Source organism: Mycobacterium sp. GA-1199 (assembly GCF_001500045.1).
Classification (GTDB): domain Bacteria; phylum Actinomycetota; class Actinomycetes; order Mycobacteriales; family Mycobacteriaceae; genus Mycobacterium.
This window is the reverse complement of record NZ_LQIX01000012.1, coordinates 77,503-97,471: the sequence shown is the minus strand read 5'-3', so window position 1 is coordinate 97,471 and position 19,969 is coordinate 77,503. Positions and strand designations below refer to the sequence as shown.

The window sequence follows — 19,969 nt, the reverse complement described above, 5'->3', positions numbered from 1 at the left end:
CAGTCGAACGCTTGGACCCTCGGTTCGACGTGCACCGCCGGGACAGGGGCAACCGGGTCGGGGGTCACCTGGGCGGCACCGGCGGACTGTGCCGTCACGAGCGGACCCAGGATCAACGTGCCTACGGCGACGGCCGTCGCGAACCTGTGCATCGCATGCCTCCTGCTTCGGCAATTCTGTCGATCAAGCTACCGGGACAAGCGCGCCGATCAGGCCTGTTTTGTCCATAAAACCGCTGGGCAGCGGCATGATGAGCCCATGCAGGAGACCGTTCACGGACGTTGGGACAGTCGATTCGACGAACTCGCCGACGCGTTGGCCGACGAGATCGCAAAGGGCGAAGAGCTGGGTGCCTCCATCGCCGTCGACGTCGACGGCGAATGCGTCGTCGACATCTGGGGCGGCCATGCGGACCGCGCCAAGACGACGCCGTGGCGCGAGGACACCATCGTGAACTTCTGGTCGTGCACCAAGACCCTCACCGCGCTGGCGGCCTTGATGCTCATCGACCGCGGAATGCTCGACCCCTCCGCTGCGGTCGCCGACTATTGGCCGGAGTTCGCAGCGAATGGCAAGCAGCACATCGAGATTCGGCATCTGCTGGCCCACACGTCCGGGGTCTCCGGCTGGGAGGCGCCGTTCGATCTCGAGGTCATGTTCGACTGGGAGCGTTCGACCGGCCACCTGGCGGGTCAGGCGCCGTGGTGGCCCCCCGGCACGGCGTCGGGGTACCACGCGCTCAACTACGGCCACCTCATCGGCGAGGTGATCCGCCGCGTCACCGGCAAGTCGCTCAAGGAGTTCGTCCGTGACGAGATCGCCGCTCCCCTCGGCGCCGACGTCCAGATCGGTGCGCGACCCGAAGACGACGACCGCATCGCCGAGCTCATCGCACCCCCGCCTCTCGCGCTGCCGTTCGACCTACTGCCACAGGACCATCCGATGATCAAGACGTTCGGCACCATCCGGCCCGACCAGGATGTCGCCTCGATCGCCGAGACGACCGCGTGGCGGCGCGCCGACATCGGTGGCGCGAACGGCCACGGCAACGCCCGCGGGCTGGCCCGTGCCCTGTCGCCGATTGCGCTGGGCGGCAAGGCCAACGGCGTGCAGCTCCTCAGTCCGGCGACCATCGATCTGATCTTCGACGAACAGTCTTACGGCGTCGACCAGGTGCTCATGGTCCCGCTGCGCTTCGGCGTCGGATTCGGGCTGCCGTGTCCGGAAAGCGTTCCGGCCATTCCGCAGGGGAGGATCTGCTGGTGGGGCGGCTGGGGTGGCTCGGCGATCGCGATGGATCTGGACCGCCGCGCGACGTTCGCCTACGTGATGAACCGGATGGGTCCGGGAACCACGGGGACCGAACGCACCAACCGATACGCCCGGCTGATCTACGAGGCCCTGTCGTGAGCACGTGACTCCAGGCGATGCAGCACCGCGCGCCCCAGCGCGTGCACGTCGTCGCGCGGCGACACCGGCACGAGCGTGACGCCGTCCGCCACCTCGGCCGATGAGATGTCGGCGATCAGGCCGGCGAGACCGTCGACGGTGCCTGCGTAGCGCACGCCGTCGCCCGGTTCCAGCGCGTCGCGCACGGACCGGAAGTCGGCCGCGACAGCCACCGCGACGTCCAGGATGACCGCGACCTCACCGTCGGCCCGCACCCGCGCGCGAACCCGCCGCGCATGCTGCAGGTCCTTGGCCGCGACGCGCACGGGCGGTGGGCCGCCGTCGGTCAGTTCATCCCAGCCACCGCCGGGGGCATCGGTCACGAAGAGGCGCACCCGGCAAGGCTAGGAGATGGCTCGCGGGGTGATCGAGCGTTGCGCTCAGCGCGAATCCAACGATTTCGAGGTCTCGCCGGCCGCGTTCTTCACGTCGTGCACGCGAGTCTTGTACAGGCTCGCCGCGGTGGTGATGAGCAGCGTCACGATGATCACGCCCAACGACAACAGGGTCGGGATCTCGGGCACCGGCACGTGCTCACCGCCGTTGATGAACGGCAACTCGTTCTCGTGCAACGCGTGCAGCAGCAGCTTGACGCCGATGAAGCCCAGGATGAACGCTAGGCCCTGCGACAGGTACACCAGCCGTTTGAGCAGATCGCCCAGCAGGAAGTAGAGCTGACGCAAGCCCATCAACGCGAACACATTCGCGGTGAAGACCAGATACGGCTCCTGGGTGAGCCCGTAGATGGCGGGAATGGAGTCGAGCGCGAAGATCAGGTCCGTGGTGCCGAGCGCAACGATGACGAGGAACATCGGCGTCATCAACCGCTTGCCGTTCTCCTTCACCCACAGCTTCAGGCCGTCCCACGTGTCGGTCATGCTCAGGTGGTTGCGGGCGAATCTGACCACGATGTTGTCGCCATCGTCCTCGTGGTCGGTATCGCGGGCGAGGTTGATCGCCGTATAGATGAGGAACGCGGCGAAGATGTAGAACACCCACGAGAACTGGTTGATGGCCACGGCGCCGAGCGCGATGAAGATGCCGCGGAAGATCAGCGCCAGGATGATGCCGACGAGAAGCGCCTGCTGCTGGTACTTCCTGGGCACGTTGAAGCTGGCCATGATGATCAGGAAGACGAACAGGTTGTCCACCGACAGGCTGTATTCGGTCAGCCAGCCTGCGAAGAACTCGACGCCGTACTGGCTGCCGTGGAAGAACCAGGTCCAGATCCCGAAGGCGATGGCCAGGCTCACGTAGATGGTCAGCGCAGTCCCGGTCTCCCGCTTCGACGGTTCGTGCGGCCGCCGGCCGATCACGACGACGTCGAACAGCAGGATGGCGATCGTCACGCTGAGCGTGATGACCCATTCGAGGGTGGAAACGTTCACTGAACCTCCGGTCGTCAAAACGCCGGAGGTCTCTTCCACCGCCACGATCGTTCGTGTCGGCCCGCAGCACCGGTCGTCCGATGACGGCCGACGTGATGACGACACCGCGGCGAAGGAATACTCCCCTCCGCAGGCGATTCTGCCAGGTACTGGCGAATGACCGGAAGCGGGGGAAATCAAACCTCCCGCTGCGGCCTTTTCGAAGCTGGGCGCCCGGTGTTCCGAATCGTGATCGCGACGACGCGTGCGGCTTGGGCGGCACCGGGGTCCGGCTGAGTAGCTTTGTAGCCGTGACTGGGGAGTTGCGGCAGGAGGTCCCACCTGAATATCTGTTGTCCCAGCTCGCGCCGGAGCCGCGCACGCTCATCGACATCCTCTACGAGACCGCCGGGCGCTACCCGGAGGCGCCCGCGATCGATGACGGCGACGTCCAGCTCACGTATGCCGAACTGATCACCGATATCGAGGACAGCGTGCAGTGGCTGGCCGCCCGGGGCATCGGCCGCGGCGACCGGATCGGCATCCGGATGCCGTCGGGGAGCTACGCGCTCTACGTCGCGATCCTCGCCGTGCTGGCCACCGGCGCTGCCTACGTGCCCGTGGACGCCGACGATCCCGAGGAGCGGGCCGAGCTGGTGTTCACCGAAGCCAACGTCGTAGCGGTCATCACCGGGGCCGGACTGTCGCGCGGGCCGGGGTCCTCCCGGGGATGGCGGGCCGCGGCGCCACTGGGCCGCGACGACGCGTGGATCATCTTCACGTCCGGCTCCACCGGCACGCCCAAGGGCGTCGCGGTCACCCACCGCAGCGCGGCCGCGTTCGTCGATGCGGAGGCGCGGTTGTTCCTGCAGGACAACCCGATCGGGCCCGGTGACCGGGTGCTGGCAGGGTTGTCGGTGGCGTTCGACGCGTCGTGCGAGGAGATGTGGCTGGCCTGGCGCCACGGCGCCTGCCTGGTACCTGCTCCTCGTTCGATGGTGCGCAGCGGTATGGACCTGGGGCCGTGGCTGGTGGCGCGCGACATCACGGTGGTGTCGACCGTGCCGACGTTGGCCGCGTTGTGGCCCGCCGAGGCGCTCGAGGCGGTGCGGCTGCTGATCTTCGGCGGCGAAGCGTGCCCACCCGAGTTGGTCGACCGGCTCGCCGTCGACGGCCGGGAGGTGTGGAACACCTACGGGCCCACCGAGGCGACAGTGGTGGCGTGCGCAGCCCGGTTGTCCGGCGGTGACCCGGTGACCATCGGGCTGCCGCTGGCCGGGTGGGACCTGGCCGTCGTCGACACCGAAGGCGAACCCGTGCCGTACGGCGCGGTGGGCGAGCTGGTGATCGGCGGCGTGGGACTGGCCCGCTACCTCGACCCCGACAAGGATTCCGAGAAGTACGCGGCGATGCCGACGCTCGGCTGGAAGCGCGCCTACCGCAGCGGGGACCTGGTGCGGCTGGAGCCCGACGGACTCTACTTCGTGGGCCGCGCCGACGATCAGGTCAAGGTCGGCGGGCGGCGCATCGAACTCGGCGAGGTCGACACCGCGCTGGTCAGTCTTCCCGGGGTGAGCGGCGGCGCGGCCGCGGTCCGCCGCACCGCAGGGGGCACGCCCCTTCTGGTCGGCTACATCGCGAGTGCTGACCCGACGTTCGATCTTGCCAAGGCGCGGGTGTCGCTGGCCGAGACGTTGCCCGCGGCGCTGGTGCCACGGCTGGTCCTGGTCGACGAACTCCCGACCCGCACCTCCGGCAAGGTCGACCGCGACGCGTTGCCGTGGCCAGTGGACGTCGGTGACGACGACGGAGCCGGGCTTACCGGGACGATGGGCTGGCTCGCCGGTCTGTGGCGCGATGTGCTGGCCGCCCCGGTGGACGGACCCGAAGCCGACTTCTTCGCACTCGGCGGCGGCTCGTTGTCGGCGGCGCAACTGGTCGCCGCCCTGCGGCGGCGCCACCCGCAGGTGACCGTCGCCGACCTGTACGACCACCCACGGCTCGGGTCGCTCGCGGGTTTCCTCGACGAGCTCGATCCGCCGCCGCAGGTGCGTCCGCGCACGGTGAGGCCGACGTCGCGCCTGGCGCAGGCCGCGCAGGTGGCGTTGTCGCTGCCGCTGGCCACACTGACCGGACTGCAGTGGGTGGTCTGGCTGGCGTTGGCCAACAATGTCGTGGCCGGGTTCGTCCCGTGGACCGCACCGCTGAACTGGTGGTGGGTCGGCGTGGGCTTCGTCCTGTTCGTCACCCCGCTGGGCCGGATGGGTATCGCGGCGCTGTGCGCCCGGCTTCTCCTCGACGGGTTGGCGCCGGGCACCTACCGGCGAGGTGGGCCGGAGCACCTGAGGGTGTGGCTCGCAGAGCGTCTCGCCGAGGCTGGCGGCGCTGAAAACCTCGCGGGTGCACCGTGGTTGGTGTACTACGCGCGCGCACTGGGCAACAAGGTCGGTAAGGGCGTGGACCTCCACTCGACCCCACCGGTGACCGGCATGCTCAAGCTCGGCCACCGCAGCTCGGTCGAACCGGAGGTCGATCTGTCCGGCCACTGGGTCGACGGCGACCTCTTCCACGTCGGGCCGATCACCGTCGGCAACGACGCCACGATCGGCGCACGGACGACCCTGCTGCCCGGCGCCGTCGTCGGCAAGAACGCCGATGTGGCGCCCGGTTCCGGTGTCGTCGGCAAGGTGAAGAACGGTCAGTTCTGGAAGGGCTCGCCCGCGGTGAAGTCCGGCAAGGCCCGTCACCCCTGGCCCGAGCACCGCCCGCCCCGGGCTCCGGTGTGGGTCGCGGTCTACGGCGTCACCTCGATCGTTCTGGCAGGGTTGCCGTTGCTCGCGATCGCGGCCGGACTCGCCGTGATCGGTTACGGCGTGCGCCATACGGATTCGGTGACGGCCGCGATCGCGCCCGCGGCGTTGTGGACTCCAGCGGCGACATTGGTCGCCGCGCTGATGTACGCGGCGCTGACGGTGGTCGGGGTGCGTCTGCTCTCGCTGGGGTTACGGGAGGGGTATCACCCGGTGCGCAGCCGTACGGGATGGCAGATCTGGGCCACCGAACGGCTGATGGACGCCGCGCGCACCTATCTGTTCCCGGTGTATGCGAGCCTGCTCACACCGGTGTGGCTGCGAGCGCTCGGCGCCAAAGTCGGTCGCGGAACCGAGATCTCGACAGCGCTGTTCACACCCAAGTTCACCATCGTCGAGGACGGCGCCTTCCTCGCCGACGACACGATGGTGGCGTCCTACGAATTGGGCGGCGGCTGGATCCATGTCGCGAAGGCGACGATCGGTAAGAGGGCGTTCCTCGGCAACTCCGGTATCACCCAGCCGGGCCGCAAGGTTCCCGACGACGGCCTGGTGGCGGTGCTGTCGGCGGCGCCGCACAAGGCCAAGGCCGGTTCGTCGTGGCTGGGCAGCCCACCGGTCCGGTTGCGCCGCAAGCCGACCGCCGCGGACGCTCTGCGCACCTTCCACCCGTCTGCGCGGTTGAAGCTGCTGCGCGCTCTGGTCGAGACGTGCCGGATCGTGCCGCTGATCGTGACCTTCGGGATCGGGGTGGCGGTGCTGCTGACCCTGCAATGGTTGGCCGTGGCAGCCGGTTGGGGGTGGACCGCGCTGAGCGCCGGAGCAGTGCTGTTGGTTGCCGGAGTCGTTGCCGGTGCAGCCGCCGTGATCGCGAAATGGCTTGTGGTCGGCCGCATCGTTCCCGGCGAACATCCGCTCTGGTCACCGTTCGTCTGGCGCAACGAGGTCTACGACACCTTCGTCGAGACCGTCGCCGCCCCGTGGTTCGCCCGTGCGGCCGGCGGCACGCCGGTGATGAACCTGTGGTTGCGGGCGTTGGGCGCCGAGATCGGGCGCGGCGTCTGGTGCGAGACGTACTGGTTGCCCGAGGCCGACCTGGTGACACTCGAAGAAGGTGCCACCGTCAACCGTGGGTGCGTGGTGCAGACGCACCTGTTCCACGACAGGATCATGCGGATGGACACCGTTGTGCTGGAGCGCGGTTCGACGTTGGGCGCGCACGGCGTCGCGCTGCCCGCGGCCCGCATCGGCGCGGGAGCGACCGTCGGCCCGGCCTCGCTGGTCATGCGCGGCGACGAGGTGCCCGCATCGACCCGGTGGCAGGGCAACCCCATCGCGCCGTGGCACACGCCGCGCAAGAAGCGCGCAGGCACGTCGGCACCCTCGACCAGAGAAACCGCCGCGTGACGAGAAGCAAGAAGAAGTCGACACCGGTCATCGACCCGTACCTACCGTCGAGCGGCAACTTCGGTTACCGGGTGTCGCGCTACGAACTCGACATCGAGTACAAGGTCGCGATCAATCGGCTCACGGGTACGGCGACCATCACCGCGGTGACACTGGCGGCGCTACGCACCTTCACCCTCGACCTCGCCGACACGCTGTCGGTGACGAAGGTGTCCGTCAACGGCGCACGGCCGCAACAGTTCCGCACAACTGGAGGCAAGCTCCACATCGCGTTGCGCGATGCGCTGGCCCCCGGAGCGGCGATGACGATCGTCGTACGCTACGGCGGCGCCCCCAAGCCCAACCGCTCGATGTGGGGCGATGTCGGTTTCGAGGAGCTCAGTGACGGCGCTCTGGTCGCGGGCCAGCCCAACGGTGCACAGTCCTGGTTTCCCTGCGACGATCACCCGAGCGCGAAGGCGAGCTTCCGTCTGCAGATCGCCGCCGAGAGCCCGTACCGGGTGATCGCAAACGGCGAGTTGGTCTCCCGGCGAGCACGGGCCGGGATGACGACATGGACCTACGAATTGCCCGAGCCGACCTCGACCTATCTGGTCACGCTACAGGTCGGAATGTACGAACGACACCGGCTGGCCAAGAACGGGGTGGCGATCCACGCGGTGCTTCCGGACCGGTTGCGGGAGAACTTCGAACACGACTTCGCTCATCAACCGCAGATGATGAAGCTGTTCGTCAGGTTGTTCGGTGACTATCCGCTCAGCGAGGGGTACACCGTCGTGGTCACAGACGACGATCTCGAGATACCGCTTGAGGCACAGGGCATTTCGATTTTCGGCGCCAACCACTGCGACGGCAAGGGCGGGTCCGAGCGGTTGGTCGCGCACGAACTCGCACACCAATGGTTCGGTAACTCGGTGACCGCCAAGCGGTGGCGCCACATCTGGCTGCACGAGGGGTTCGCCTGCTACGCCGAGTGGCTGTGGTCGGAGAACTCCGGCGGCCGCAGCGCCGAACAGTGGGCGCGGCACTACTACCAGCGGCTCGCGAACTCGCCACAAGACCTCGTACTGGCCGACCCCGGCCCACGCGACATGTTCGACGACCGGGTGTACAAGCGCGGGGCGACGACGTTGCACGTGCTGCGGCGGCGCCTGGGGGACGACAACTTCTTCGCGCTGCTACGGGACTGGACGACGCGCTACCGGCACAGCACGGTCGTGACCGACGATTTCACCGGCCTGGCATCGCATTACGCCGACGAGTCGCTGCGCCCGCTGTGGGACGCCTGGCTGTACTCCCCCCAGTTACCCGAGTTGGACGCACCGTGACCGATGCGGGCGCACCCTTCGATCCGGTCACCGCGAGCGCCGCAGCACCGGCCGGTCCTGCCGCGCGCGGCAGCGTCGGCCGGGTCGGTGTGGCCACCGCCGCGATCGCGGTGTGCGGCTACGCGGTGCTCTACCTGGCCGCCCGCGATCTCGAACCCGCCGGGTTCTCATTGTTCGCGGTGTTCTGGGGAGCGTTCGGCCTCGTGTCGGGGGCGACCGGCGGGCTGTTGCAGGAGGCCACCAGGGAGGTGCGGTCCGCCGCGCACCTCGAGGTGACGCTGCACCTCGAAGTACGGGAGGGCCCGCGTAGCCGTCCGATGTTAGTGGGCGCTCTCGTGGGGGTGGTATCGGCCGCCGCGATCGCGCTCAGTTCTCCGCTGTGGTCCGAGCACGTCTTCGTGGAGTACCGATGGCTTTCGGTGACGCTGTTGGCCGCCGGGCTCGCGGGATTCTGCTTGCACTCAACGCTGCTCGGTATCTCGGCCGGACTGGACAGATGGACGGCGTACGGATCGCAGATGGTGACCGACGCAGGCCTGCGGCTGCTGGTGGCCACCATGACATTCCTGGTCGGCTGGGGCCTGGCCGGCTATCTGTGGGCCACGGTGGCCGGTGCGGTGGCGTGGCTGATCATGCTGATCGTCTCGCCCGCCACCCGGCGGGCCGCGGGGCTGTCCACCCCCGTGAGCACCGCGGAGTTCCTGCGGGGCGCATCGCATTCGATCACCGCGGCGGGTGCGTCCGCCGTCCTGGTCATGGGGTTTCCGGTACTGCTGCAGGCGACCTCCGACGATCTCGGCGCGGTGGGCGGCATCGTGATCCTGGCCGTCACGCTGACGCGGGCCCCACTGCTGGTTCCGCTGACGGCGATGCAGGGCAACCTGGTGGCCCATTTCGTCGACCAGCGCACGCATCGGTTGCGTGCCCTCGTCGGCCCCGCGGTGATCGTCACCGGTGTGGGCCTGCTCGGTGTGCTCGCGGCGTGGACGGCCGGACCGTGGCTGCTGCGCAGCGCATTCGGCGGCGAATACCGTGCCGACGGCGCACTGCTGGCCTGGTTGACGGCCGGTGCGATCGCGGTGTCACTGCTCACGCTCACCGGTGCCGCGGCGGTGGCGGCGGCTCTGCACCGCGCGTATTCGCTGGGCTGGGTTTCGGCGACCGTCGCGTCGACGTTGTTGCTGCTGTTACCGCTCGATCTGGAGACGCGCACCGTGGTCGCGTTGGTGTGCGGTCCGGTGGTGGGTATTGCCGTGCACCTGTTGGCGCTGTCGCGTGTGCATGCGACATGACACCGGTTCGGAGCCCGGCCCGCCGATCCGTATGCTGACCCCGTCCTACGGTGAGGAAGAGCGAATGACTTGGCTGGTGACCGGCGGCGCGGGATACATCGGATCCCATGTCGTGCGCGCACTGTCGGACGCCGACATGCGTGTGGTGGTGATCGACGACCTCTCGACCGGTCTCGAGCGGTTCGTCCCGTCGACGGTTCCGTTGGTGCGCGGCACCCTACTCGACGGTGAACTCGTCTCCCGCACGCTCGAGGATCATCGAGTCGGTGGCGTCATCCACATCGCAGGGTTCAAGTACGCCGGTGTCTCGGTGCAACGGCCGCTTCACACCTACGAGCAGAACGTCTCGGCGATGGTCACGCTGCTCAAGGCGATGGAGGCCGCAGGCGCCGACAAGATGGTGTTCTCCTCCAGCGCAGCCACATACGGCACCCCGGACGTCGACACCGTCACGGAGCAGACGCCCACTTCACCGGAATCCCCATACGGTGTCAGTAAATTGGTGGGCGAGTGGATGATTCGCGATGCCGCACGCGCATCCGGGTTGCGGCATACGAGCCTGCGCTACTTCAATGTCGTCGGATCGGGTTCAGCGGATCTGTTCGACGTCAGCCCGCACAACCTCTTCCCGCTGGTCTTCGACACGCTGTGCCGCAACGAGACGCCGCGGATCAACGGCGCCGACTACCCCACTCCCGACGGCACCTGCGTGCGCGACTACGTCCACGTATGGGACCTCGCGCTGGCGCATGTCGCTGCCGCGCGACGGCTTCAAGCCGATGAACCGATCGAGCCCGTCTACAACCTCGGCAGCGGTAGCGGCACCTCGGTGCGAGAGATCATGACGACAATCCGCGATGTGACCGGTTTCGACTTCGAGCCGGCTGTCGGTCCCCGCCGGCCCGGTGACCCCGCCCGCATCGTCGCATCGGGTGAATTGGCCGCGCGCGACCTCGACTGGCGAATGCGACATTCGCTGGAGGAGATGGTGCGTTCGGCGTGGATCGCTCGCCGGCAAGCAGGGGATGCCTATCCGCGGTAACTTCGCGCTGGGCAACTGGGTCTCGCGCACCGCCGCCGTCCTGATCGTCGTGCAGTTGGCGATCCGGGCGGTGCTGGCATTCGGCGGCTACTTCTACTGGGACGACCTGATCCTGATCGGCCGCGCGGGCACCCAACCGCTGCTCTCGCCGGCATACCTGTTCGACGACCACGACGGCCACGTCATGCCGGCCGCGTTCCTCGTCGCCGGCGGCATCACGTTGTTGGCGCCGCTGAACTGGATCGGGCCGGCGATCAGCCTGGTCGTATTGCAGCTGCTGGTGTCGCTTGCGCTGCTGCGGACGCTACACATCATCCTCGGGTGGCGGCCAGTCCTGTTGCTGCCGTTGATATTCGCGTTGTTCACACCGCTGGCCGTGCCGGGCTTCGCCTGGTGGGCGGCGGCGCTGAACTCGTTGCCGATGCTGGCGGCACTGGCGTGGGTCTGCGGAGACGCGATCCATCTGGTGCGCACCGGTGACAGGCGCTACGCGACGACGGCTCTGCTGGTCTACATCGGTGGTCTGCTGTTCTTCGAGAAGGCGGCCGTCATTCCGTTCGTCGCATTCACAGTGACGGCTCTGCTGTTCTACGTGACCGGCGCGGGATCGTTGAAAGCGGTGTGGGGTCGTGGCATTCGGTTCTGGGTGCCGTCACTGGTGGTCACGGTCGGCTGGGTCGGTGTGTACCTCATCGTCGTCGACCAGAAGCGGTGGAGCTTCGACCTGGCGATGACGTGGGACCTGCTCGCGAGGTCGGTGACGCACGGGATCGTGCCGGGGTTGGTCGGCGGCCCGTGGGACTGGCAACGGTGGGCTCCGGCATCGCCGTGGGCCACCCCGCCCGCCACGGTGATGGTGCTGGGCTGGGTGACCCTGACCGCGGTGGTCGCGGTGACGGTGCTGCGCAAGCGGCGGATCGCCGCGGTCTGGTTGGTGGCCGCGGGATACGCGATGGCCTGCCAAATCCCGATCTACCTCATGCGCTCATCACAGTTCACGGCGCTGGAGTTGGCGCAGACGCTGCGTTACCTGCCCGACCTCGTCATCGTGCTGGCGCTGTTGGCGGCCGTTGGGCTGTGCGCCCCGAAGCGCGAGGGAGCGCAGTGGCTTGATGCGTCGTGGCCCCGAACAGCGGTGATCAGTTCTCTCACAGCGGCATTCGTGGCGAGCAGCGTGTACTCGACGGCCACGTTCCTGACGGTGTGGCGCGACAACCCGGCACGGGCCTATCTGCAGAACGCGTTGTCGGGCTTGGCCGACGCGAGCCGGAAATCGGATGCGCCGATGCTCGACCAGGAGGTCGACCCGATGGTTCTGCAGCGGGTGGTCGGACCCGAGAACCGGGCCAGCCACATGTTCGCGCTGGTGCGCGAGCGTCCCGAATTCTCCGTCACCACAACCGAATTACGGATGCTCGACCACGCCGGTCGCGTGGTCGACGCGAAGGTCACCTGGGTTCGCGCGATCGTGCCCGGACCGCACCCGGACTGCGGATACCTGGTGCAGCCGGATGCTCCGGCCCGTATGCCGTTGGACGGTCCGCTTCTGCCCGCGGACTGGACGGCAGAGATCAACTACCTGGCCAACAGCGACGGCTCGATGACGATGTCGCTGTCGGAGGGACACGAGGTCAAGGTGCCGGTGCGACCGGGCCTGAACCAGGTGTTCGTCCGGCTACCCGGTGCGGGCGACGCGATCGACGTCCGCGCGAACACGGCCGCGTTGTCGGTGTGCATCGCCTCGGGTCCCGTCGGATTCCTGGCACCGAAGTAGCGGTCGGCGTGCCAGGCTGTCGGGATGACAGACATCCGTGAACAGGGCCTCCAGGTCTTCCGCGAACTGCTTCCCGGCGTCCTTCCCGACGGGGACGTCGAGCTGCCCACCGACTCCTTCGGCGGCGAGATGCTCGGCTTGGCCATGGACAACGTGTTCGGGCGTCTGTGGACCCGGGACGGCCTGAGCCGGCGCGACCGCAGCCTGCTGACCCTCGGCATCCTGATCGCGCTGCGCGCCGAAGACGAGTTGCGCATTCACGTCCAGATCGCGCGCACCAACGGCCTCACCGACGACGAGATCGCCGAGGTCATCTACCACTGCACCGGTTACACCGGCTTCCCCGCCGCCAACTCGGCAATGAAGGTCGCCAAGGAGGTGTTGCAGCCGACGTGAGCGTCGGCGAGGACTGTGCTGGAGCCACCTAGGAGAATCGAACTCCTGACCTGCTCATTACGAGTGAGCCGCTCTGCCGACTGAGCTAAGGTGGCGTGCCCGCGATGCGCTTGCGCGAAGAGCAGACGACAGCGACAGGCGGGACGAGTCTACGGCAGGGCCCGCCGACGACCCAACTCAGTCGCGCAGCGCCTGTCCGACCGTCGCCACCATCGCGTCGACCGCGAACTTCGGCTTGACGTTGACGGCCAGCGCCTCTCGACACTCCAGCACGGCTTCGATGCAGCGCAACAGCTTGTCCGGCGGCGCATGCGCGGCCAGCCTGGCGATCTCCTCGGCCATATCGGGGTGGTTGTGCGCGACGTCGCCCGCGTCTGACGCCACCAAGAGCGCGTCGCGGAAGTATGTCGCCAGATCGATCAACGCGCGGTCCAAGGAATCACGCGAGGCGCGGGTCTTGCGCGACTTCTGCCGTCGCTCAAGGGCACTCAACGCCCCCGCCGCTCCACGCAGTGAACCGGCCGTCCCTTTTCCGGTGCCACCCGCGCCGAGCGCGGTGCGCAGTTCCTCGGTCTCGGCCTCGTTGCGGTCCACCGTCAGCGCCAGGGCTTCGTCTTCGGCCGTCTTCACCAACTCTTCGGCCGCGGCGTAGGCGCGTGACGGCGTCGCAGCGTCCCGGGCCAGACCCAACGCCCGCTTGCGACGCTCCCGTGCCGACTCGTCGGTGGCCAGCCGCCGGGCCCGCCCGACATGGCCGCCGCTCACCGAAGCCGCCCACCGCGCATCGGCCTCCGCAAGCCCGTCGCCCTCGATCAGCACCCCCGCGATCGCTTCCACGGTCGGGGTCACCAGCGCCACGTGCCGGCAGCGCGAGCGCAGCGTGATCGCGATGTCCTCGGGATCCACCGACGGCGCGCACAGCAGGAACACCGTCGATGGCGGCGGCTCCTCGACCACCTTGAGCAGGGCGTTCGCGGCTCCCTCCGTCAGCCGGTCGGCATCCTCGATCAACACCACCTGCCAGCGCCCGGTACCCGGCCGCCGCGACGCGATCTGGACGATCGCGCGCATATCGTCGACGCCGATCGACAGCCCCTCGGGGATGATCCGACGCACGTCGGCGTGGGTGCCGGCCATCGTCGTCGTGCAGGCCCGGCATTCGCCGCACCCGGGCACACCGTCGGAGGTGCACTGCAGCGCCGCGGCGAAGCACAGCGCCGCCACCGACCGGCCGGAGCCGGGAGGGCCCGTGATCAGCCACGCGTGTGTCATGGATCCGATGACCGCGCCGTTGTGAGCCGCCTCACCGCGTGCGGCGCGCGCCGCAGCCACCAACTCGGCCTCAACAGCGTGCTGGCCCACCAGACGCGAGAAAACACCGCCCATCGGAGATAACAGTAGTGCTGCGAACCGACACGTCCGTCTCACAGCACCCGTACCCGTCGCCGATGCCCGATACGGTTGACGCGTGGCCATGGCAGAACGACCGATCGGGCGGATCAGCGCATTCGTCCGATGGGCCGCGCGCACTCCGTGGCCGGTGTTCACGCTGGGTATGGTGCAGGCCGACATCATCGGCGCGCTGCTGGTCCTGAGCTTTTTGAGATTCGGCCTGCCGCCCGAGGACCGCATCCAGCTGCAGGACCTGCCCGCCTTCAACCTGGCGGTCTTCCTCGGCTTCTTGTTCGTGTCGTTCACCGTAGCGGCGTACTGGAGCCTGCGGCTGCTGATCCCGGTCATGCGCTGGCAGCGCCGCGACATGCTTCTGGGCGACCGGAACCCGGCTGACACCGAGGTGGCACGCACCCGCGCGCTGAAGATGCCGTTCTACCGGTCGGTGATCAACGTCGCGAACTGGATCCTGGGCTCGGTGGTGTTCATCGTCGCGAGCTGGCCGGTGGCCAGCAAGTCGGCGCCGGTGGTGGCCGTCGCCACGGGGCTGGGCGCCACCGCGACCGCGATCATCGGCTACCTGCAGTCCGAACGGGTGCTGCGGCCCGTCGCGGTCGCGGCCCTGCGCGGCGGCGTGCCGGAGAACTTCCGCGCGCCGGGGGTCATCGCGCGTCAGGTGATGACGTGGGTGCTGTCCACCGCGGTCCCGATCATCGCGATCGTGCTGGCCGTGGTCGCCAGCAAGTTCGAGATCCTCACCGCTCCCGCCGACCGGCTGACCACCCCGATCCTGATCCTGTCGATCTCCGCGCTGGTGGTGGGCCTGGCGGGCACCGTGCTGGTGGCGATGTCGATCGCCGACCCCCTGCGCCAGCTGCGCTGGGCGCTCGGCGAGGTGCAGCGCGGCAACTACAACGCCCACATGCAGATCTACGACGCCAGCGAGCTGGGCCTGCTGCAGGCCGGCTTCAACGACATGGTGCGCGACCTGGCCGAACGGCAGCGGTTGCGCGACCTGTTCGGCCGCTACGTCGGCGAGGACGTGGCCCGGCGCGCGCTGGAGCGGGGCACCGAACTCGGCGGCCAGGAACGCGACGTCGCGGTGCTGTTCGTCGACCTGGTGGGTTCGACACAACTGGCCGCGACCATCCCGGCGGCCGAGGTCGTCAACCTGCTCAACGACTTCTTCCGCGTGGTGGTCGACACGGTCAACCGGCACGGCGGCTTCGTCAACAAGTTCCAGGGCGATGCGGCGCTGGCCATCTTCGGCGCACCGATCGAGCACCCCGACGCGTGCGGCGGCGCGCTCGCGGCCTCCCGCGAACTGCACGACGAGCTGATCGAGGTGCTGGGCCAGACGGAGTTCGGTATCGGGGTGTCGGCAGGTCGCGCGATCGCCGGGCACATCGGCGCCCAGGCCCGATTCGAGTACACCGTGATCGGCGACCCGGTCAACGAAGCAGCACGGCTGACCGAGCTGGCCAAGCTGGAGGAGGGCCACGTCCTGGCCTCAGCGATCGCGGTCAGCGGGGCTCTGGACGCCGAAGCGCTGTGCTGGGACGTCGGCGAGATCGTCGAACTGCGTGGCCGCGTCGCCCCGACTCAGTTGGCGCGGCCGCTGAACCTGCTGGCCTCACCCGAGCGGGCCGACGGCCAGTCTCAGGTGATGTCCGAAGAATCACGCTGAGCGGGTCCGTCCGCGAGACTGCAATCGAGCAGCGAAAAATCGAGTAGCGGCCTGCTGGAATGCAACTTCGGCGAACACCAACCGTCACGCCTCAGCTCTTCTTGGCGGCTTTCTTGGCGCCGGCCTTCTTCGCGGTCTTCTTCGCGCCCGCCTTCTTCGTCCGCTTCACCGGGCCACGCGCTCGGCGGTCGGCGAGCAGTTCGGCGGCGCGTTCGTCGGTGATCGACAGGACGTCGTCACCCTTGCGCAGGCTGGCGTTGGTCTCCCCGTCGGTGACATACGGGCCGAATCGGCCGTCCTTGATCACCATCGGCTTGCCGGTCGCCGGATCCTCGCCGAGTTCACGCAAGGGCGGGGCCGCGGCCCGCTGACCGCCGCGGCGCTTGGGCTCGGCGTAGATCTTCAAGGCCTCCTCGAGCGTGATGTCGAACATCTGCTCCTCGGTGGCCAACGAACGAGAGTCCGTGCCGCGCTTGAGGTATGGGCCGTAGCGGCCGTTCTGCGCGGTGATCTCCTCACCGGTGTTCGGGTCGACGCCGACGACGCGCGGCAGCGACAACAGCCGCAGCGCATCCTCCAGCGTCACCGTCTCGAGATCCATCGACCGCAACAGTGAACCGGTGCGCGGCTTCGGGCCGGTCGGCTTCTTGCCCTTCTTCGCCGTCGACCCGGCCTCGCCGTCGTCGGGCGGTTCGGGCAGGACCTCGGTGACGTAGGGACCGTAACGACCGTCCTTGGCGACGATCTCGTGCCCGGTTTCGGGGTCGACGCCGAGCGACCGGCCCTCTTGCGGTGTGGCGAAGAGCTTTTCGGCGAGCTCAAGGGTCAACTCGTCGGGCGTGAGCTCGTCCTTCAGGTTGGCCCGCTGCGGTTTGAGCTCGCCGGGCTCACCGTCTTCTGCGGGAACCATCCGCTCGAGGTACGCGCCGTTCTTGCCCACCCGCACATAGATCGGGCGGCCCTGATCGTCGTCGAAAAGCTTGATGGAGTTGATCTGTCGGGCGTCGATCTCCTCGAGGTTCACCCCGACGAGCTTCTTCAGCCCACCCGACCGGGCGATCGAGTCCTCGACCCCGTGATCGCCGCCGAAGTAGAAGTTGTTGAGCCAGTTGGTCCGTCGCTCGTTGCCTGCGGCGATCTCGTCGAGTTCGTCTTCCATCGCCGCGGTGAACCCGTAGTCGACCAGGCGGCCGAAGTGTTGTTCGAGCAGCCCGATCACGGCGAACGCCACCCATGACGGGACCAGCGCGCTGCCCCGCTTCACGACGTAACCGCGGTCCTGGATGGTCTTGATGATCGACGAATACGTCGACGGCCTACCGATGCCGAGGTCCTCGAGAGCCTTGATCAGCGAAGCCTCGGTGTAGCGGGCCGGCGGCGCCGTGTTGTGCCCGTCGGCGGTGAGCTCCTTGGCGTCGACGCGCTGGCCCTGCTGCAGATTCGGCAGCCGGCTCTCGGCGTCGTCGGCTTCGCCCCCGGCCTGTTCGTCGATGCTCTCGACGTAGGCCTTCAAGAAGCCCGCGAAGGTGATCGTGCGGCCGCTGGCGTTGAACACGACCTGCTCACCCGAGCTCGCGGTTCCGGAAATTCGCAGGCTCAGGGTCGTGCCGCGCGCATCGGCCATCTGGGAGGCCACGGTGCGCTGCCAGATCAGCTCGTAGAGCCGGAACTCGTCGGCGTCGAGCTGGCCGTGCAGCTGGCCCGGCGTGGAGAACACGTCGCCCGCGGGCCGGATCGCCTCGTGCGCCTCCTGGGCGTTCTTCACCTTGCGGGTGTACTGGCGCGGCGAGGGATGTAGATACTCCTCGCCGTAGAGCTGGCGGGCCTGGTTGCGGGCGGCTTCCACGGCGCTCGCCGACAACGTCGTCGAGTCCGTGCGCATATAGGTGATGTAGCCGTTCTCGTAGAGCCGCTGCGCGATGCTCATCGTGCGCTCCGAGGAGAACCGCAGTTTGCGGCCCGCTTCCTGCTGCAACGTCGAGGTCATGAACGGCGCGTACGGCCTGCGGGTGTAGGGCTTCTGCTCGACCGAGCTGACCGCCAGCTGCGCTCCGCGCAGACCGCCCGCCAGCGCGGTCGCGGCGGCCTGGTCGAGAACCAGCACCTCGTCGGGCTTTTTGACCTGGCCCAGCGAGTCGAAGTCGCGGCCGGTGGCCACGCGGCGCCCGTCGACCGTGTTCAGCTTGGCGGTGAACGTCGGGGGCGACGCCTGCGGGTCGGAGACACTGGCGTCGAGTTCGGCGGTGACGTCCCAGTACCCCGCGCTGCGGAACGCCATCCGTTCGCGTTCGCGCTGGACGATGATGCGCGTCGCGACCGACTGCACCCGGCCGGCCGACAGCTTCGGCGCGACCTTCTTCCACAGCACCGGGCTGACCTCATAGCCGTACAGCCGGTCCAGGATGCGGCGGGTCTCCTGGGCGTCGACCAGGTCGATGTCCAGGTCGCGAGGGTCCTCGGCGGCGGCGCGGATCGCCGGTTCGGTGATCTCGTGGAACACCATCCGCTTGACGGGGATGCGCGGCTTGAGCGTCTCGAGCAGATGCCAGGCGATCGCCTCGCCCTCGCGGTCGCCGTCCGTGGCCAGGTACAGCTCGTCGACGTTCTTGAGCAGGTCTTTCAGTTCGGCAACCGTGCTCTTCTTCTCCGGGCTGATGATGTAGAGCGGCTCGAAGTTGTGGTCGACGTCCACCCCGAGGCGGGCCCACGGCTCGGATTTGTACTTCGCGGGCACGTCTGCGGCGTTACGGGGCAGGTCGCGGATGTGCCCACGGGAGGACTCGACGATGTAATTGGAGCCGAGGTAACCCGCTATCTTGCGCGCCTTGGTAGGCGACTCGACTATGACGAGCCGCCGGACGCTTCCGTTACGGCCGCTGCCGCGGTCCCCATCTGCCACCTTTTACTTACGCTCCACTTCTTCGGTCGCCCACAGCGCAGAATTCCGCATCCGGCGGCGAATCAACCCTGTCGGCAACTGACAATTTCGCACCCCACGCGAACCGACGCAAACTGACCCCCCTCGCAGCGGCCCTCAGACCCGTGGCCATTCCTGGAACGCCTCCACATTGCCCGGAGGTTCCCCCACGTTCTCTACCAGGCGCGATAGCCGGCGTCGGCCGCTGATCCGCAGAGCCGGGCGCGACCCGCGGGTGCCGATCAACGTCGGGGCGATTCCCACCCGCATCATCGCCGACGCCAGCGGCGAATGCGTGTCCGGCGCGTGCGGGTCCAGCCCGAGCAGATAGCGGTCGGCTTCGGGTGTGCCCGCGGCCAGCGTCCAGGCCCGAAGCTCGCGCGGACCGGGCAGCCAGTTCGGCGGGACGGTCTTCACAGCGCCCCGGGTCCAACCCGCAGCGATCTCGACCAGTCGGGCGTCGACCGCCGTGCGTACCAGCGGGGTGTTCTCCTCGGTGCGGGCGATCTCGGGTTCCAGACCGGCTTCGACGATCATGTCGGCGAGCGCCTCGGCCCGCCACGGGCGGTCGACGACGACCGACAGCCGCGCACCCTGCTCGGCGCCCGAACCCACCAGAACCACCTGGCCAGGTCCGGCGAGCAGCCCGGTGAGGTCGGCCACCGCGGGGGGCACCGACTCCGCCGAGAAGAACGACAGCTGGCTCACAAATCGACAGTAGGCCAGATATCGGCCTCAGCCGTGGCGGCCGTGCCGTAGCGCGCCGGAATAGCGAACACCCCGCGGCGGCCGGTTCTCGACGCTCGCGGGGTGTTGCCTGTCGATAGTGCTGGTCGCGCTAGACGGCCCGAACACCGGTGGCCTGCGGCCCCTTGGGGCTCTGGCCAACCTCGAACTCGACCTTCTGGTTCTCCTCCAGGGTGCGGAAGCCGCTGCCCTGAATCTCCGTGTAGTGGACAAAAACGTCAGCGGAGCCGTCCTCCGGGGCGATGAAGCCGAAGCCCTTCTCCGCGTTGAACCACTTCACAGTTCCCTGTGGCATTTCCTGTTGTTTCCTTCTCTTATTCACCGGGTGCGGTCCACCGTGTTTCGGTACACCGGGCCCGTT

Annotated in this window: 14 protein-coding genes and 1 tRNA gene; 8 read left to right on the top strand and 7 right to left on the bottom strand. The window is 68.2% G+C overall.

The genetic code is table 11. The features are described from left to right. Positions 1-258: 258 nt before the first annotated feature. Entirely contained in the window at positions 259-1,410 is a 1,152-nt protein-coding gene (locus AU198_RS09460) for a serine hydrolase domain-containing protein (protein WP_064347859.1), read from the top strand. Here AU198_RS09460 and AU198_RS09455 read toward each other — a convergent pair. Together AU198_RS09455 and AU198_RS09450 are read right to left on the bottom strand one after the other, a co-directional pair. Next, a complete protein-coding gene (locus tag AU198_RS09455; RefSeq protein WP_064347858.1) occupies positions 1,392-1,784 on the bottom strand; it encodes a hypothetical protein in 393 nt (130 codons plus the stop codon). The genes AU198_RS09460 and AU198_RS09455 overlap by 19 nt on opposite strands. A 45-nt stretch (positions 1,785-1,829) precedes the next feature. Further along, complete coding sequence (locus AU198_RS09450) at positions 1,830-2,837, bottom strand: TerC family protein (RefSeq protein ID WP_064347857.1); 1,008 nt, start codon at positions 2,835-2,837, stop codon at positions 1,830-1,832. Positions 2,838-3,127: 290 nt separating this feature from the next. Between AU198_RS09450 and AU198_RS09445 the strand changes: the two genes are divergently transcribed. The 6 genes from AU198_RS09445 to AU198_RS09420 all read left to right on the top strand — a co-directional run bounded on the left by AU198_RS09445 (position 3,128) and on the right by AU198_RS09420 (position 12,865). After that, the gene (locus AU198_RS09445; RefSeq protein ID WP_064347856.1) at positions 3,128-7,033 is read left to right on the top strand and encodes a Pls/PosA family non-ribosomal peptide synthetase; all 3,906 of its coding nucleotides are present in this window, start codon (positions 3,128-3,130) and stop codon (positions 7,031-7,033) included. Next, entirely contained in the window at positions 7,030-8,361 is a 1,332-nt protein-coding gene (locus AU198_RS09440; RefSeq protein ID WP_064348180.1) for a M1 family metallopeptidase, read from the top strand. The genes AU198_RS09445 and AU198_RS09440 overlap by 4 nt, the downstream gene beginning before the upstream one ends. After that, positions 8,358-9,653, top strand: a complete 1,296-nt coding sequence (locus AU198_RS09435) for an MATE family efflux transporter (RefSeq protein WP_064347855.1) — start codon at positions 8,358-8,360, stop codon at positions 9,651-9,653. The genes AU198_RS09440 and AU198_RS09435 overlap by 4 nt, the downstream gene beginning before the upstream one ends. Positions 9,654-9,717: 64 nt before the next feature. Continuing rightward, positions 9,718-10,695: a UDP-glucose 4-epimerase GalE gene (gene galE / locus AU198_RS09430; RefSeq protein WP_064348179.1), complete on the top strand. Its 978-nt coding sequence runs from the start codon at positions 9,718-9,720 to the stop codon at positions 10,693-10,695. Then, entirely contained in the window at positions 10,679-12,469 is a 1,791-nt protein-coding gene (locus AU198_RS09425) for a hypothetical protein (RefSeq protein WP_197416072.1), read from the top strand. The genes galE and AU198_RS09425 overlap by 17 nt, the downstream gene beginning before the upstream one ends. A gap of 24 nt (positions 12,470-12,493) precedes the next feature. Next, positions 12,494-12,865, top strand: coding sequence for a carboxymuconolactone decarboxylase family protein (locus AU198_RS09420; protein WP_064347854.1), 372 nt, complete (start codon positions 12,494-12,496; stop codon positions 12,863-12,865). A 19-nt stretch (positions 12,866-12,884) separates the two neighbouring features. Here the strand turns inward: AU198_RS09420 and AU198_RS09415 are convergent. Beyond that, a tRNA-Thr gene (locus AU198_RS09415) sits at positions 12,885-12,960 on the bottom strand. Positions 12,961-13,042: 82 nt separating this feature from the next. Continuing rightward, positions 13,043-14,251 (bottom strand): DNA polymerase III subunit delta', encoded by a 1,209-nt coding sequence (locus tag AU198_RS09410; RefSeq protein WP_064347853.1) that lies wholly within the window; start codon positions 14,249-14,251, stop codon positions 13,043-13,045. Positions 14,252-14,339: 88 nt separating this feature from the next. Between AU198_RS09410 and AU198_RS09405 the strand changes: the two genes are divergently transcribed. Continuing rightward, positions 14,340-15,944, top strand: coding sequence for an adenylate/guanylate cyclase domain-containing protein (locus AU198_RS09405; RefSeq protein WP_064347852.1), 1,605 nt, complete (start codon positions 14,340-14,342; stop codon positions 15,942-15,944). A 91-nt stretch (positions 15,945-16,035) separates the two neighbouring features. Here AU198_RS09405 and topA read toward each other — a convergent pair whose 3' ends face one another. From topA to AU198_RS09390, 3 genes are all read right to left on the bottom strand, one after another. After that, positions 16,036-18,843, bottom strand: coding sequence for a type I DNA topoisomerase (gene topA, locus AU198_RS09400; protein ID WP_064347851.1), 2,808 nt, complete (start codon positions 18,841-18,843; stop codon positions 16,036-16,038). Positions 18,844-18,978: 135 nt separating this feature from the next. Further along, positions 18,979-19,569, bottom strand: a complete 591-nt coding sequence (locus AU198_RS09395) for a hypothetical protein (protein WP_064347850.1) — start codon at positions 19,567-19,569, stop codon at positions 18,979-18,981. 130 nt (positions 19,570-19,699) lie between these two features. Next, positions 19,700-19,903 carry a cold-shock protein gene (locus tag AU198_RS09390; RefSeq protein ID WP_006243848.1) on the bottom strand — a complete coding sequence of 68 codons (204 nt, stop codon included), beginning with the start codon at positions 19,901-19,903 and terminating at the stop codon, positions 19,700-19,702. Between the last annotated feature and the right edge of the window lie 66 nt (positions 19,904-19,969).

Bases quoted from the DNA above. Each gene is read 5' to 3' on its own strand.
- AU198_RS09405 (WP_064347852.1), top strand. From the start codon at position 14,340: ATGGCAGAACGACCGATCGGGCGGATCAGCGCATTCGTCCGATGGGCC.
- AU198_RS09410 (WP_064347853.1), bottom strand. From the start codon at position 14,251: ATGGGCGGTGTTTTCTCGCGTCTGGTGGGCCAGCACGCTGTTGAGGCC.
- AU198_RS09425 (WP_197416072.1), top strand. From the start codon at position 10,679: ATGCCTATCCGCGGTAACTTCGCGCTGGGCAACTGGGTCTCGCGCACC.
- AU198_RS09460 (WP_064347859.1), top strand. From the start codon at position 259: ATGCAGGAGACCGTTCACGGACGTTGGGACAGTCGATTCGACGAACTC.
- AU198_RS09420 (WP_064347854.1), top strand. From the start codon at position 12,494: ATGACAGACATCCGTGAACAGGGCCTCCAGGTCTTCCGCGAACTGCTT.
- AU198_RS09390 (WP_006243848.1), bottom strand. From the start codon at position 19,903: ATGCCACAGGGAACTGTGAAGTGGTTCAACGCGGAGAAGGGCTTCGGC.
- galE (WP_064348179.1), top strand. From the start codon at position 9,718: ATGACTTGGCTGGTGACCGGCGGCGCGGGATACATCGGATCCCATGTC.